This is a genomic window from Cribrihabitans marinus (assembly GCF_900109035.1).
GTDB classification, from domain to species: domain Bacteria; phylum Pseudomonadota; class Alphaproteobacteria; order Rhodobacterales; family Rhodobacteraceae; genus Cribrihabitans; species Cribrihabitans marinus.
The window spans coordinates 65,631-79,225 of sequence record NZ_FNYD01000001.1 but is presented as its reverse complement, the minus strand read 5'-3'; the positions used below and the strand labels follow the sequence as shown (position 1 = coordinate 79,225).

At 64.6% G+C, this 13,595-nt stretch carries 12 protein-coding genes; 6 read left to right on the top strand and 6 right to left on the bottom strand.

Annotated elements, in window-relative coordinates; genetic code table 11:
* Positions 1 to 63: 63 nt before the first annotated feature.
* Positions 64 to 1,389 carry an APC family permease gene (locus BMX57_RS00350; protein WP_092361402.1) on the top strand — a complete coding sequence of 442 codons (1,326 nt, stop codon included), beginning with the start codon at positions 64 to 66 and terminating at the stop codon, positions 1,387 to 1,389.
* Between the two features lie 208 nt (positions 1,390 to 1,597).
* Positions 1,598 to 2,263: a L,D-transpeptidase gene (locus BMX57_RS00345; RefSeq protein ID WP_092362175.1), complete on the top strand. Its 666-nt coding sequence runs from the start codon at positions 1,598 to 1,600 to the stop codon at positions 2,261 to 2,263.
* A 47-nt stretch (positions 2,264 to 2,310) separates the two neighbouring features.
* Here the strand turns inward: BMX57_RS00345 and BMX57_RS00340 are convergent, their stop codons facing one another.
* The gene (locus BMX57_RS00340) at positions 2,311 to 2,583 is read right to left on the bottom strand and encodes a hypothetical protein (RefSeq protein ID WP_092361400.1); all 273 of its coding nucleotides are present in this window, start codon (positions 2,581 to 2,583) and stop codon (positions 2,311 to 2,313) included.
* A gap of 191 nt (positions 2,584 to 2,774) precedes the next feature.
* On the opposite strand from BMX57_RS00340, the gene BMX57_RS00335 reads away from it, so the two are divergent.
* Positions 2,775 to 5,123: a heavy metal translocating P-type ATPase gene (locus BMX57_RS00335; RefSeq protein WP_444542336.1), complete on the top strand. Its 2,349-nt coding sequence runs from the start codon at positions 2,775 to 2,777 to the stop codon at positions 5,121 to 5,123.
* A 61-nt stretch (positions 5,124 to 5,184) separates the two neighbouring features.
* Positions 5,185 to 5,694, top strand: coding sequence for a L,D-transpeptidase family protein (locus BMX57_RS00330; protein ID WP_092361396.1), 510 nt, complete (start codon positions 5,185 to 5,187; stop codon positions 5,692 to 5,694).
* A 3-nt stretch (positions 5,695 to 5,697) separates the two neighbouring features.
* Here BMX57_RS00330 and phnE read toward each other — a convergent pair whose 3' ends face one another.
* From phnE to BMX57_RS00310, 4 genes are read right to left on the bottom strand one after another with little or no spacing between them, the layout of a single operon-like run.
* The gene (gene phnE / locus BMX57_RS00325; RefSeq protein WP_092361394.1) at positions 5,698 to 6,456 is read right to left on the bottom strand and encodes a phosphonate ABC transporter, permease protein PhnE; all 759 of its coding nucleotides are present in this window, start codon (positions 6,454 to 6,456) and stop codon (positions 5,698 to 5,700) included.
* Complete coding sequence (locus BMX57_RS00320; RefSeq protein ID WP_092361392.1) at positions 6,456 to 7,238, bottom strand: phosphonate ABC transporter ATP-binding protein; 783 nt, start codon at positions 7,236 to 7,238, stop codon at positions 6,456 to 6,458. The genes phnE and BMX57_RS00320 overlap by 1 nt, the downstream gene beginning before the upstream one ends.
* Positions 7,235 to 8,110, bottom strand: a complete 876-nt coding sequence (locus BMX57_RS00315) for a phosphate/phosphite/phosphonate ABC transporter substrate-binding protein (protein ID WP_092361390.1) — start codon at positions 8,108 to 8,110, stop codon at positions 7,235 to 7,237. Before BMX57_RS00315 ends, BMX57_RS00320 begins: the two co-directional genes overlap by 4 nt.
* The gene (locus BMX57_RS00310; protein WP_229724112.1) at positions 8,110 to 9,975 is read right to left on the bottom strand and encodes a cytochrome c peroxidase; all 1,866 of its coding nucleotides are present in this window, start codon (positions 9,973 to 9,975) and stop codon (positions 8,110 to 8,112) included. The genes BMX57_RS00315 and BMX57_RS00310 overlap by 1 nt, the downstream gene beginning before the upstream one ends.
* Positions 9,976 to 10,084: 109 nt before the next feature.
* Between BMX57_RS00310 and mntR the strand changes: the two genes are divergently transcribed.
* Positions 10,085 to 10,543 carry a manganese-binding transcriptional regulator MntR gene (gene mntR / locus BMX57_RS00305; protein ID WP_092361386.1) on the top strand — a complete coding sequence of 153 codons (459 nt, stop codon included), beginning with the start codon at positions 10,085 to 10,087 and terminating at the stop codon, positions 10,541 to 10,543.
* 499 nt (positions 10,544 to 11,042) lie between these two features.
* Positions 11,043 to 11,471, top strand: a complete 429-nt coding sequence (locus BMX57_RS00300; protein WP_092361384.1) for a MerR family transcriptional regulator — start codon at positions 11,043 to 11,045, stop codon at positions 11,469 to 11,471.
* Between the two features lie 108 nt (positions 11,472 to 11,579).
* Here BMX57_RS00300 and BMX57_RS00295 read toward each other — a convergent pair whose 3' ends face one another.
* Positions 11,580 to 13,574, bottom strand: coding sequence for a CocE/NonD family hydrolase (locus BMX57_RS00295; RefSeq protein WP_092361382.1), 1,995 nt, complete (start codon positions 13,572 to 13,574; stop codon positions 11,580 to 11,582).
* Between the last annotated feature and the right edge of the window lie 21 nt (positions 13,575 to 13,595).

Below are 13,595 nucleotides of genomic sequence, written 5' to 3'. Positions count from 1 at the left end.
TCCGGCGCGCCTGCCAGCATCAGCGGCCCCACAACAAACAAGCCGATTGGCAAAGCAGGTCTAATGGACAACGAAAATAGAAGCGACACCTACCGCGAAGGCTCGATTACCCTTGGAGGGGCTGTCGCAATGGGAACCGGCGTGATGATCGGGGCCGGCATATTCGCGCTGACCGGGCAGATCGCACAGCTGGCCGGACCACTTTTCCCGCTGGCCTTCATCGCGGGCGCAATCGTCACCGGTTTCAGCGCCTACAGCTACATCCGGATGTCGAACAAGTGGCCCTCCTCCGGCGGAATCGCGATGATCCTGCAGAAATGCTATGGTCCCGGGGCTGTTGCGGCCGGGGCCGCGCTGTTGATGGCACTCAGCATGGTGATCGCTGAGAGTCTCGTCGCCCGGACTTTCGCGACCTACGTCCTGCGCCCCTTCGATATCGATGGTGGGCCACTGGTGCCAATCCTCGCCGTGGGTGTCATCGTATTCGCCTACGTCGTGAACATCGCGGGCAATCGGTCGGTCGGGCTGTTTTCGCTGGTCATGGCGGCGATCAAGATCGGCGGCATCGGGCTGTTCGGCATTGCCGCGATCTGGTCCAGCGGCTTTCGGTTCGCGGCCGCATCCGACCCGGCGCAAGCCTATGGTGTGACCGGGTTCATCGCCTCGATGGCCTTCGCGATCCTGGCCTTCAAGGGCTTCACCACGATCACCAACAGCGGGTCCGAGATTACCGAGCCGAACCGCAACGTGGGTCGGGCGATAATGCTTTCGATCGGGATTTGCGTGGCCGTCTATCTGCTGGTGGCCTTCGGCGTCGGATCGAGTCTGACGATCGACGAGATCGTCGCGGCGCGCGACTATTCGCTGGCCGAGGCGGCAGAGCCCGCACTGGGTCAGACAGGCTTCCTTCTGACCGTCATACTTGCAGCGGTCGCCACCGCGTCCGGTGTGCTGGCCAGCGTGTTCGCGGTGTCGCGGATGCTGGCGATGCTGACCGACATGAAGATGATCCCGCACAGCCATTTCGGAATGTCCGGACCGATCCAGCGGCACACCCTGGTCTATACCGTTGTCATCGCTTCGACGCTCGCGGTGTTCTTCGATCTGGGCCGGATCGCCTCGCTCGGCGCCTTCTTCTATCTCGTCATGGATATGGTGGTGCACTGGGGCGTCTTCCGCTACCGGCGTGAAGAAATCGGAGCGTCCGGCCTCGTGCTGCTGACCGCCCTGACGCTCGACGCGGTGGTGCTGGTGGCTTTCACGGCGATGAAGCTCCAGAGCGACCCGGCCATCGTGCTCTACGCAGTTTCCGGAATTGTGGCGGTCTTTATCCTCGAGCGGTTGTACTTGTCCCGATGGCTCGCGCCGCAGGCCGCTCATGAGCATTGAACGTGTCGTGAATGCCTCCAAACGCCAGTGACAGATCCTGGTAACAAAGATTTTTCTTGAGCCTCCAGCAGCTGTAGGGGTTATGACGACCGACAAGGAGCGGCACCTGGGCACGTACAAGTTCTGTCCGCAAGCTTTCCTGGACGAACGTCAATGCGTTCAGGGCAGGGTTCGGGCCGCTGTGAAATTTGTGAAGGGATCAGAAAAGATGCTGACAAGACGCCATTTCATCCAAACGACCACCGCGCTGTTTTCGGCGTCGATATCCAGCCCGCTCCTTGCGGACACATGGCCCACCGACGCGCAAAAGGCCGCTTGGGACGCACAGGTCACACCGCCTGGCTACGACCCGGCCACGACCAACCCTTGGGGCCTGCACTCTCGCTTCCTGCCACAGCGGGTCGCCGCGAAGGACGGGCTTGTCCCCGGTGACATCCATGTCGATGCCATTGCGCGCTATCTCTACCACATCGAAGAGGGCGGCACGGCAATGCGCTATGGCGTGGCGATCGCCCGCGGCAAACTGTACGAACCGGGCACGTATACGATCAAGCGCAAAGTCGAATGGCCGCATTGGAAACCGACGCAGAACATGATCAAACGCGATCCCGAACTCTACGCCGATTCCGCCGACGGTGTGGAACCCGGACCTGCGAACGCGCTCGGATCGCGCGCCCTCTATCTCTTTGTCGGGAACCGCGACACTTATCTACGCATTCACGGCACGCCTCAACCGAGAAGCATCGGCGGCCGAGCGAGTTCCGGCTGCGTCCGAATGGTCATGGCGCACATCAACGATCTTTATCCCAACGTCCAGATCGGGTCGACGGCTTTCCTGTACTCCGCCGAGGACAGCGTGACCCCGAGAAGCTGACCGGCGCGTCACGTGCCTCGCGCCGGCCCGACGCATCCATGGGCGGATCAGGACTGGCGCGCGATGCAGATGGGGTTGCCGCCTGCCGAGCGCAGCGGAACCAAGGTGTTTTCCACCGGGCCGCTGTGCTGATACCAATAGCAGCCGTCCTCCTCAACAAGCCGGGCCGTGGTGAGATCCTGGCCAGGTGCGGCAAGGGCGGTGACGGCCTCGGGAACATTTCCCACCTTGGTCCGAGCGCCGCCGCCGTCCAGCGTTGACCCCGCGCAGCCAGCAAGCACCAGTACTGCCGCGATGATCGGCACGTTTCGTTTCTGCATGTCTACCTCACTCATTCTGATCGCGCCGTCCCGGCATGGGTTCCTTCAGCCGCGTCGTTTAAAGGGGGCGGCGAAATTCAAGTCACCGCATGGCACTTTACTTGCTGGACGAAAATCCATTTGGGCCCTTGAAGCTCTAGTTACTGTAGAGGCTATGTCAATGTGGAATCAATGAATCCCGAGGTCAATCGATGTCTTCCGACGACCACCCCCACGATCACGGCCATCCGAGTCATCAAGAGCAATCTCACGCAACAGGCAAATCCTGTTGCGATGCCAGCAAACACGTCGCGTCCACGGCGCCGTCCGGCGGAAGGAGCTTTCAGGTCTCCGGACTCGACTGTGCCGAGGAGGTGGCGATCCTGAACCGGGTCGTCGGGCCGAAAGTGGGCGGAACCGAACACCTGGCGTTCGACGTCATCAACGGACGAATGACCATCCTCGACAGCGCCAAGAAGATACCGGACGAAGACGTCACGCAGTTGGTCGCAACCACCGGCATGAGCGCGAAGCCATGGGATGCCGACAACGCAGCAGAGGACCAGGCGGCACATCTGGCACGTCAAAGGGGCTTTACAGCGTTGAGCGGTGGATTCTGGGCGGCAGGGTTTCTCTATCACATCGTCGAGACCGGCATGGGCGGCGCGCTCGGGCTTTTCGTGGGGCATGGCGAAGTGCCGATGCCCATGGCGGAAGCGGGGCTCTTCGCCGTCGCGATCCTCTTCGGCGTCTGGCTTGTCGCGCCCAAGGCCTGGTCTTCTGCTCGGCGGTTTTCTCCTGACATGAACTTTTTGATGGTGGTCGCCGTGGCCGGCGCCATCGGACTCGGCGAGTTCTTCGAGGCCGCCACGGTCGCGTTTTTCTTCTCTCTCTCCCTTTACCTCGAAAGCTGGAGCGTCGGGCGCGCGCGCAATGCCGTTTCGGCGCTTCTCGATCTTGCACCGGCCACGGCGCGACTGATCCGGCCGGATGGCACAGAGGCGGACGTTCCGGCGGCAGAGGTTGCCGTGGACGACCGCTTCATCGTGCGCGGCGGCGACCGTATTCCCCTCGACGGCGAGGTCGTGGAGGGCGCTGGGGCGGTCGATCAGGCCCCGATCACCGGCGAAAGCGCTCTGGTGCCCAAGGAGCCGGGCGATGAAGTCTATGCCGGTACGATCAATGGCGAAGGCACATTGACGATCCGCGCGACCAAACCCGCCTCGGACACAGTGCTGGCCAAGATCATCCGTATGGTCGGCGATGCCCATGCCCGCCGCGCGCCGGTCGAGCAATGGGTCGCCAAGTTCGCGCGCATCTACACGCCCATCGTGATGGCGCTGGCGATTGCCATCGCGCTGGTGCCGCCGCTGCTGCTGGGCGGCGCCTGGGACTACTGGGTCTACAATGCTCTGGTCCTTCTGGTCATCGCATGTCCTTGCGCGCTGGTCATTTCTACGCCGGTTTCCATCGTGGCGGCGCTGACCGCGTCGGCACGGGCGGGGGTGCTCATCAAGGGCGGCGCCTATGTCGAGGCGCCGGGGCGGACCACGGCGCTGGCGATGGACAAGACCGGAACGATCACCATGGGCGAGCCGGAGGTGGCGGCAGTTCACCCGCTTGGCCGTGCCTCCGAACGCAATCTCATGACACTGGCGGCAAGTCTGGAAGCGCGGTCCTCGCACCCGCTGGCGCGGGCCATCCTGGCGCGTGCCGAAACGGACGGCATCGCCGTATCCGCCGCCGAAGGCACCCGCACCGTGCCCGGGCGCGGTCTGGAAGGACGCGCCGACGGGCGCTCAATCTGGCTCGGTTCGGACCGGTTCGCCGAAGAGAAGGGGTTCGGCAATGCCATCCCGGCGGATCTGCGGGACCGGATCGAAGGGGCGGGGAGCACTCTCGTGGCCGTGGGGGACGAGACCGGCGTGACCGGCGTACTGGAGCTTCGCGACCGCATCCGACCCGATGCCAAGGGGGTCGTTGCGCGGCTGCACGCGCAGGGTGTGAAGACCATCGTCATGCTGACGGGCGACAACGAGCGCACCGCGCGCGCAGTGGCGGCCGAGGTCGGTATCGACGAGGTGCGGGCGGGACTTCTGCCCGAGGACAAGGTGACGGCCATCGAGGAACTGGTCGAAAGCCACGACATGGTGGCGATGATCGGCGACGGCGTGAACGATGCGCCGGCCATGGCGCGGGCGCATTATGCCATCGCAATGGGGGCTGTCGGATCGGACGCGGCCATCGAGACGGCCGATATCGCGCTGATGACGGACGATATCGGCAAGGTGCCCTGGCTCATCGGCCATTCGCGCCGGGCCATGACGATCATCCACCAGAATATCGGCATATCGCTGGCGACCAAGGCGCTGTTCGTCGGGCTGACCGCGTTCGGCATGGCCTCGATGTGGGGTGCCATCGCCGCGGATGTGGGCGTGTCCCTTCTGGTGGTCGCCAATGCGCTTCGGCTGCTGAACGGCCACCGTGTCAAGGCCGGGCCTTCGGGTGGTGAACCGGTGGGCGAGCAGATGGCGAAGGGAGCACTGGCGCATGGTCATTGATTCGGCGCGCACGGTCGAGTAACGTCTTAACCAGACCTCGCAAAAGGGGCTTCGAGCAGCGATGAATACCAGATTTCCACGACGGGTCTTTCTGTTGGGCGGATTGGCCGCCTTCCTTTCCGCCTGTGCCAGCAAGTTCCGGTCGTATAACGGACCCGAAGTGACCCGGCTGCGCGTCTACAAGGCACAGCGCCTGCTGGTCCTGGACGGGGCGGAAGATATTCTGCGGACCTATCCCATCGGATTGGGCTTCGCGCCCGAAGGCCACAAGCAATTCGAGGGGGACGGCCGCACACCCGAAGGCTCCTACACAATTGACCGGCGCAACCCCAACAGCCTCTTTCACCTTTCCATCGGCATTTCCTATCCGAATGAGGCAGACATCGCCTTCGCGGCGGCGCAAGGAAAATCGCCGGGTGGCGACATCTTCATCCATGGCGGACCGCGCAAGGGGATCGACCCGATGAACAAGCGCGACTGGACCGCAGGCTGCATCTCTGTCCCGGACCGACAGATCGAGGATATCTACGCCATGGTCAGGGACGGGACACCCATCGACATATACGCCTGAGGATCAGGCAAATCGACGGCGCAGCGCGACGTTGATGGCTTCGATTGCGATGACCATGACGACAACGGCAATCGTGACGCTGGCGGCCTTGTCATACTGGAAGGATCGCACGTAGGTCTGGATGTAAAACCCGATCCCGCCCGCGCCGACAATCCCGAGGATCAGCGACTCGCGCAGGTTCAACTCGAACCGGAAGATCGTGTCCCGGGCGACGACCGGCGCCATCTGCGGCCAGATCGCGTGCCTGAGCCGCACCAGCGGTCCGGCGCCCGCGCTTTCCAGTGCGGCGATGGGCGCGCGGGACACGCCGTCGATCGCCTCGGCATAGAACTTGGCAAGCATCCCCGTCGCATGAAAGGCGATCGCGATGATGCCGGGCAACGGACCGAGGCCGACAGCGCCCACCATGAGCATGGCCACGAGGATCAGCGGAATTGCTCTGATGAAGGCCAGCAGCGTTCGGATCGGCCGGAACACCGCAGGCGATACCATCGTCTCGGAGGCGAGAATGCCGAGGGGAACGGACAGGATCACCGCGCCGAGAGAGCCGAGAATCGCGATCCTCAGCGTTTCCGCGCTGCCCTTCCTGATCTCGGCCATCACCGACGGGTCCGGCGGGAACATACGGCCGAGGAAATCGGCGATCCGCGGGCCGGCCGACATGAGACGCGACAACTCGACCTCGGTCGTTGCGAAGGACCACAGGATCGCACCGGCGATCAGGGCGCTGGTCGCGAAGCCGCCGAACCCGCGCAACCGCATCAGGACACCGCCCTGAGGCCGAGACCGGGCATTGGCTCCGCATCGCGATAGAGCTCCGCTGTCGCGTCCTCGCTCAACTCGGAGGTCGGCACATCGAAGACGATCCGCCCGCCACGAATTCCGATGATGCGCTGCGCGAAACGCCGCGCCAGGTCGGGTTGGTGCGACGAAAACAGCGCCGTCGCCCCGCGCGCACGTGCCGCTCCGGTCAGCAGCGACAGGATCTCGCCGGCGCGGGTGGGGTCGAGATTGCTGACCGGCTCGTCGGCGAGGATCAGACGCGGTTCCTGCGCCAGACACCGCGCGATGGCGACGCGCTGCCGCTGCCCGCCGCTGAGACTGTCGACCCTGCGGTCCGCGAGATCGGCAATGCCGCAATCGGCAAGTGCCGTTCGCGCAATCTCCAGATCATGCTTGGTCGGTGATCCCAGCAGTGCCCGCAGTGGCGACATGCGTCCCAGGCGACCGTTGAGGACGTTGCGCAGAACCGTGGAGCGTTCGACCAACGCGAACTCCTGAAACACGAAACCGGTTTCCGGTCGGATCGCGCGCGGCGGCGGATGATCGGGATCGAGCGGCGCCCCCAGAACCGATACCCGCCCACGCCAGCCCTGGAGCCTGCCGTCGAGCAGCGCCAGCAGGGTCGTTTTGCCCGCCCCGGACGGGCCCAGCAAGGCGATGTTTTCACCCGTCGGAATCACAAGCGAAACCCGCTCCAGCGCTCGGAGGTCCGCGCCCTGGTGAGCAAAGCTCAGATCGTCGATTCGGGCGGCAGTGCTCATTCCAACAGCCTGTATCGCCGCGCCATGTCGCGCACACCGTCATAGGCGGCGGAGTCGGCCCTGACATAGCCGTCCGGACCGTAAAGATAGCGCAGCTTGTTGCGGTGCTCCGGCTCGTTGAGCCGCAGCATCGCGTCGACAAACCGGTCCTGCAGGTCGGCGTCGAGCCCCGGTCGTGCGATCACAAGATGGCTCGGTATCGGCGCGCTTTCCGCGATCCACGTCACCTCCGCCTGCTGCTGCGGCGTGAGAAGAAGATCGGCATACTGGCTGGCGCCTGCGGCATCGACCAGGCCTTCGGCCATCGCCTGCATGGCCTGCTGGTAGCCGCCCGCGAAGAAGACGCGGCCGAAGAAGGCCTCCGCCGCACCGGGACCCTCGATCAGCCCGGCCTCGACGAATTCGGCGAGCGGATAGAGGTAGCCCGATTCCGAGATCGGATCGGCGAATGCGATGTCGCGCCCTTGCAGGTCGGCGAGCGCATCGATGCCACTGTCGCGCCGCACGAAGATGCGGCCCGTGTAACTCGGCGCATCGCGATAGACCTCGGACAGGAGCGGCACGGCACCGATCTCGGCCTCGGCCAGAACGAAGGGCAGGGCCCCCATGAAGGAAATATCCGCGTCACCGTTGCGCAGCGCCTCGACCGCCGCCGCGTGGTCGATGGTGACGAAGCCCTCGACTGGGACGCCGATCTCACTGGCCAGCCAGCCGGTGATGGCCTCGATATCGCCCAAGAGCTTCTCGGGGTTCTCCTGCGGGATGAAGGCAAGTCGCAGTGCATCGCCCTGCGCGGCCAGAGGTGCCGCCAGCGACACCGCGCCTGCGCCGGCCAGCACCAGCATCGTTCTGCGGGTCAGATGGACTGGCATCAGAATGCCCTCTCTTCGATTGCGGCGGCTTCGGACTTGAACGCGGTCCAGCCTGCTTGGGCGGCCGCCCAGTCATCGGCACGGACGGCGGCGCCGACCTCGGCCAGACGTTCGGCCAGCGCATAGACCTCGGGCCGCGCAGCAAGGTTCGACATGGTGCTGGCGTCGGCCGAAAGGTCCGCGGCCACGGTGTCGGTCAGCAGTAGGATATGCTCCGCGTCCCGCCGCGGCAGCAGCGTGTCGAGCGTCGATGCGAAGGTTGTCAGTTCGGCAAATGCCAGCCGGAAAGCGGTGTTCTCGGCATCGAATGCCTCAAAGGGCTCGTCCGCTGCGCCCACTGTCTCCAGATAGGCAGTCAGGTCCGCCCGTTCCGCCCCGGTCAGCCCGAGCGACTTCGTCTCGTCGAACCAGTCCACGACAGCGGCCAGCGTCGGCAGCGAGCCGTCGTGGAAATAGGGCGCGGTATAGGCGGTCCCGAGCAGTGTCGGTGTGTCCAGCGCACCGGCGCGGGCCCCCTCGTAGCCCGGCGCGACGGAGCCGATGTCGTGCGCCTGCCGGTCTAGGAAGTTCGCGTCCGGCACATGGCAACCGGCGCAGGAGCGGTCGCCGAGCCCGGCGAAGGGCCGGTTGAAGATCTCCTCGCCGCGCCGGGCGGCCTCCGGGGCCGCGTCGGTCAGGCGGCCATCAGTCGTCAGCATGGAATTCGGCAGGAAGTCGAACTCGAGCATGTAGGCAACGAGAGCGTCCAGCATGAAGGGGGTCGGTTCCTCCCCGCCGAATTCGCCCACGATCACGTTTCGGGTGAAGTCGCGCAGGGAGGCGAAGCGGCCGTCCCGGCCGTATGGCCCGGTAAAACGCAAGCCGCGCAGGCTGGGAATGTCGATCGGATCGTCACGCCGGTCGTTGAAGATCGGGTTGAAGAAGGCCCCGTCCACATCGATCGCGCCCGGCTGGTGGCTGGCACCCGGAATGAACAGCCTCTGGTTGATGTCCGAGCGGTTGTGACAGGTCGAGCAGGTAATTCTCAGATCCCGCGCCGGGCTTCCGAAGATCTGCGCGCTGTCGAACAGCATGTCGCCGTAAGCGACGAGCGGCAGATCGGTCTCGTCGATGCCCTGTTCCTCGAAATTGAGCACGAGCAGCGGCAGCGGGTCCTGATCGAAGATGTCGGACCCAGGCGGCAGGCTTGGCGGCACCTCGATGGCCTTTCCGCTGAGCACAGCTGTTTCCGGCAGGGCGCTCAGCGTCCGGCGCGGAGCGAAACTGTCCAGGAGGTAGTTCTCCGCAAGATAGCCGGAGATGAATGCACGGGCGGCTTGCATGGTCTCGCGGTCCGCGGATGTGGCGCCAGCGCCGAGGACACCGGCGGAACCCGTGCTGCTGTTGAGTTCCAGCCAGGCGAGGCCGATGCGCCTTGCAGCCTCGGGATCGGCGGCCGCGATGCCGTCCTGGAACGCACGGTAGAGTTCGCGCGCCGTCTGCACCGCCAGTTGCGCTGCCGCCGGGTCGTCAGCCGCGAGAACCCGGTCCAGTTCCTCTTCGATCCTGAGCGCGATGAGCCGTGTCGCCTCGGCGAAGACCGCTTGCCGGTCCTCGCGCATCGTCGCGTTCAGAAGACCGTCAGGCTCGATATCGCTTTCGCGGTCCAGCCATTCCACCGCACCGGTCGAGTATTCCGAACCCCGATAGGGTTCGGACCAGGCGGTCTCGATGTCGTCCCAGGGCAGGGGCTCGAGACCTCCAAGAAAGAGCGTCAGTCGGTAGGCCGCCGCCTCGGGAAGCCAGGGAGCCTCCTTGGCCGGCGTCGCGGCGACGGGTCCGGTCAGGACGAGCGCACTTGCGAGTGTGGCGAGCAGCACTCTCATAGTATTTCGCATCACCACGGCCTCCAAGGTAAAAAGTTAGACATGGCTAACTTATCTACCCGAAGCAAACAAGTTGTCAATCCCGCTGTTTCGCTGCAAAGTCCCAAGTATGACAAAGCTGCAATCACATGGGCGTGAGCCATTCGAGGCTGTCGACAGGGCTCCCGAGGCGCAGGCCGAAGGCTTTGCGACCGTGCGTCAGGCACATGAAAGCGAGATGGCGGAGGATTACGTCGAACTGATCGCGGAACTGATCGAGACACGCGGAGAGGCCAGACCGGTCGAGATCGCCGAACGGCTTGGCGTGAAGCCGCCGACCGTGACCAAGAACATCTCGCGGCTCAAGGCTGCCGGTCTGGTGCGGCGGGAACCTTACCGCGCGATATTCCTGACCGACGCGGGGCAGAAATTGGCCGAGACCTGTAGCAGGCGTCACAGGATCGTCGTCGCGTTTCTCCTGAGCCTCGGGATCGACGAAGAGACCGCGGAACGGGATGCGGAGGGGATCGAGCATCACGTCAGCGGGACGACATTGGAGGCGTTCGAGAGACGGCTCAATCAGAAATGAGCATGCCGCGGCACCCGTTCCGTCGTTTCCGTGCCGGGCCTTCACGCGTCTGAAACGTTCGGACAAGCGCAATTTTGACCAGCCGGGACTCTGCGACAGAAGGATGGTTGCGGACCGGGCAACAAGTCCGAAGGCGATGCAGGTCACCGCCGCATACTGAAGGATATCGAGGCAATTCCGAGATCTGGCCCGAACCCGGCCACGTTGGTGGCGTTGAAGATCCGGTCGGGCCGAAACTGGTCGTCGACGACATCGCCCGGAAAGAAGAACTATTGGCGGTTTGTCACGGGGACGACCGCCCCGCCCGGGAAGGCAAGCGTGCCTGGTCCCGGTCCGAAGTTGCTTCTGTAATTTGTGTGCCTAAGTCCTCTTGTGACTGCAGATTCAAGCGTGATTGCCATCGGTCGGGCGACAATCGCCGACCTGTGAAACCCAGGTGAAGCTTGTGATGCGCGCCGCATAAAGCTACACCCACTGTAGGTAATTTGGAGGGCCCGAAATGTTGACGATTGGGTCGCTTGCGAAGAAGACCGGAACGAAAGTGCAAACCATCCGGTATTACGAGCAGATCGGGCTCATGCCGGAGCCCGGCAGGACCGAGGGCGGCCAACGCCGCTATGGCGAGGCCGAGCTCGACCGTCTGTCGTTCGTCAGGCACGCACGGCAGCTGGGGTTTTCGCTGGGCGCAATCCGTGAACTCCTCGATCTCAGCGATCATCCGGGAAAGTCCTGTTCCGAGGCGGATGCAATCGCCCGTCGGCAACTCAAACAGGTCGAGCAACGACTGGCGCGGCTCGAGGCGCTGCGCACGGAGCTGAAGCGGATGGTGCTTGAGTGCAGCGGCGGGCAGACTTCCGATTGCCGCGTGCTCGAGGTGCTGCGAGACCATTCCGAATGCCTGACCGAGCATGAAGAAATCGGCGCCTAGGTGTCTGTTCCCAGGGTTTGATGGTGCGATCCATTCGTTGGAACGGAAGGACCCCTTGCGGGACAGATACGCCAAGGCTGCGTTGCGACCGCGCAGCCGATCGGGCAATTATCCGTGCCATCGCGGCACCTGGATCTCGGTGTGACGGGCAGAGACTTCCTGATCGTTCCAAAGGACGATCAGCCGTGCGTCGACACTGAAATGCGCGGTATCGGCCCGCATCGTCAGCGTGCTCTCGACCTTCGCGGTTCCGTCCGGTCGGCGGTATTCGGCGCGGTGCCGGACTGTGGACCGGGCGGACAAGGGGCTTCCCAACAAGACGCTATGGTCCGCGCGGGTGGTGAAGGCGAATGTCGTGGCAACATCGGTCAGGTGGAGGGCCGTCTCAGGCTGGTGCCAGCCATCGCGGCGCGTTCCGTCGGAAGTGAGCTCCGACATCCGTGCGAGTGGCGGGGCGGACAGCAGTTCAAACGGCTTGTGGCGGGGCAGGTCGGTCACGGCCGGCAAGGATGCCGCGCAATCGGTTGGCGCATTGGCGAATTCCGGAACGTCCAGATCGCCGTTGATGATCCGCGGTGGCGCCGCTGCTTGCGATGGCCAGATCATCGGCCAGTAGGACGATGACAGCGACACCCGAAGCCGGTGGCCCTGCGCCAGCCGATAGGCCGTTGTCGGGAACACGAGCCTCAGTTCGCGGCGGCCGGTCGCGGGGCCCGCTGCCGGCGTCTCGAAGGCCGCGTCAAGTGCCAGGTTGCGAGTGGTGCGCGAAATCAGGGCGGTGGTGCCGTCAGGTGCGACATCGACCAGCCGCGCTGTGATCTGTCCGCGTCCATCCTCGGTCGATATCGTCAGCCCCAGCGTGGCTGCACCGAAGAGGATGCGGTCCTCGGCCAGAGGCGGTGACGTAAATTCCAGGGACAGGGCGTCATCCCGGGCCTGATCGAGCGGCAGCCCGCCATACCGGCCGAAATACCCGGTATCTCCGGCCGCACGGCCGATGCGTAGGTCGTCCGGGACCACCCAGTCTCCGTCCGCCTGCGGCCTGGATCCAAGACCGCCTGCGCCCAGCGTCCAGATCCTCGGCTCGGTGCAGCTTTGGGGCGCATCCGTCGCCAACCAGCCTCCGCGTCGCGTATCGAGCGCGTCGGCCGGCCGGTCATATTCGCGCAGCCATACCCGCAACCGCGGCCAGTCAGGCGGGGCGGCGTCAGCCTTCAGCCAGTGGTCCCACCACGCCAGCGCAAGTGCCTGAAACCCAATCGCGGGGCCGGGATGGCCGTGGTCGGGATAGTGATGGCCCCAGGGGCCGACCACGCCCCAGGTCAGATCCGGCCGGGCCGAGACAAGCGCCATGACCGAATTGGAATAACGGTCCGCCCATCCACCGATGGCAAGGATCGGACGCGACAGCCGGTCTGCCTGGTGGGTCACCGAACCGTGCCGCCAATAGACCCCCCTTGCTTCCTCGCGGATCCAGGGCTCGAGAGGAAAGGCAAGATTGTCCAGCCGGTACCGCCATCTGGCCATCCAGTCCATCCCGACGCTCGGCGTCGGAGGTGCGGCAAGGATCGCGGGCAAGGTTGCGCCCCATTCCAGCGTATCGGTCAGCAGGCAGCCGCCCATGTGGTGGATGTCGTCCTCGTAGCGGTCATGGGTCGCGCAGACCGCGATGACCGCCTTGAGCGCGTCGGGCGCATCGACATTGGCCTGGAGCGCGGCCGTCCCGCCCCAAGAGGTGCCGAACATCCCGACCGCGCCCGAACACCAGGGCTGCGCTGCGATCCAGTCGATCACGTGGCGTGCATCCGCCAGTTCGTGATCTGAATACATGTCCTCCATCACGCCTTCGCTGTCACCAGATCCGCGCATGTCGACCCTGAGGCATGCATAGCCGTTGGCCGCGAAATACGGGTGATTGCGCGCATCGCGGGCCCGAACCATGTCGGCCTTGCGATAGGGGATATACTCCAGGAGAGCGGGCACCGGATCGCGGTCCGCGCCGTCGGGCAGCCAAAGCCGCGCGGCAAGCCGGATGCCGTCGGGCATCGGGATCCACAGATGCTCGATCTCTGTGAAGGAGCGCGGCTCTACGAAATCTGCCATCCGACTTTCCTTGAAACATTG

Bases quoted from the DNA above. Each gene is read 5' to 3' on its own strand.
- BMX57_RS00350 (WP_092361402.1), top strand. From the start codon at position 64: ATGGACAACGAAAATAGAAGCGACACCTACCGCGAAGGCTCGATTACC.
- BMX57_RS00345 (WP_092362175.1), top strand. From the start codon at position 1,598: ATGCTGACAAGACGCCATTTCATCCAAACGACCACCGCGCTGTTTTCG.
- BMX57_RS00340 (WP_092361400.1), bottom strand. From the start codon at position 2,583: ATGCAGAAACGAAACGTGCCGATCATCGCGGCAGTACTGGTGCTTGCT.
- BMX57_RS00335 (WP_444542336.1), top strand. From the start codon at position 2,775: ATGTCTTCCGACGACCACCCCCACGATCACGGCCATCCGAGTCATCAA.
- BMX57_RS00330 (WP_092361396.1), top strand. From the start codon at position 5,185: ATGAATACCAGATTTCCACGACGGGTCTTTCTGTTGGGCGGATTGGCC.
- phnE (WP_092361394.1), bottom strand. From the start codon at position 6,456: ATGCGGTTGCGCGGGTTCGGCGGCTTCGCGACCAGCGCCCTGATCGCC.
- BMX57_RS00320 (WP_092361392.1), bottom strand. From the start codon at position 7,238: ATGAGCACTGCCGCCCGAATCGACGATCTGAGCTTTGCTCACCAGGGC.
- BMX57_RS00315 (WP_092361390.1), bottom strand. From the start codon at position 8,110: ATGCCAGTCCATCTGACCCGCAGAACGATGCTGGTGCTGGCCGGCGCA.
- BMX57_RS00310 (WP_229724112.1), bottom strand. From the start codon at position 9,975: ATGAGAGTGCTGCTCGCCACACTCGCAAGTGCGCTCGTCCTGACCGGA.
- mntR (WP_092361386.1), top strand. From the start codon at position 10,085: ATGACAAAGCTGCAATCACATGGGCGTGAGCCATTCGAGGCTGTCGAC.
- BMX57_RS00300 (WP_092361384.1), top strand. From the start codon at position 11,043: ATGTTGACGATTGGGTCGCTTGCGAAGAAGACCGGAACGAAAGTGCAA.
- BMX57_RS00295 (WP_092361382.1), bottom strand. From the start codon at position 13,574: ATGGCAGATTTCGTAGAGCCGCGCTCCTTCACAGAGATCGAGCATCTG.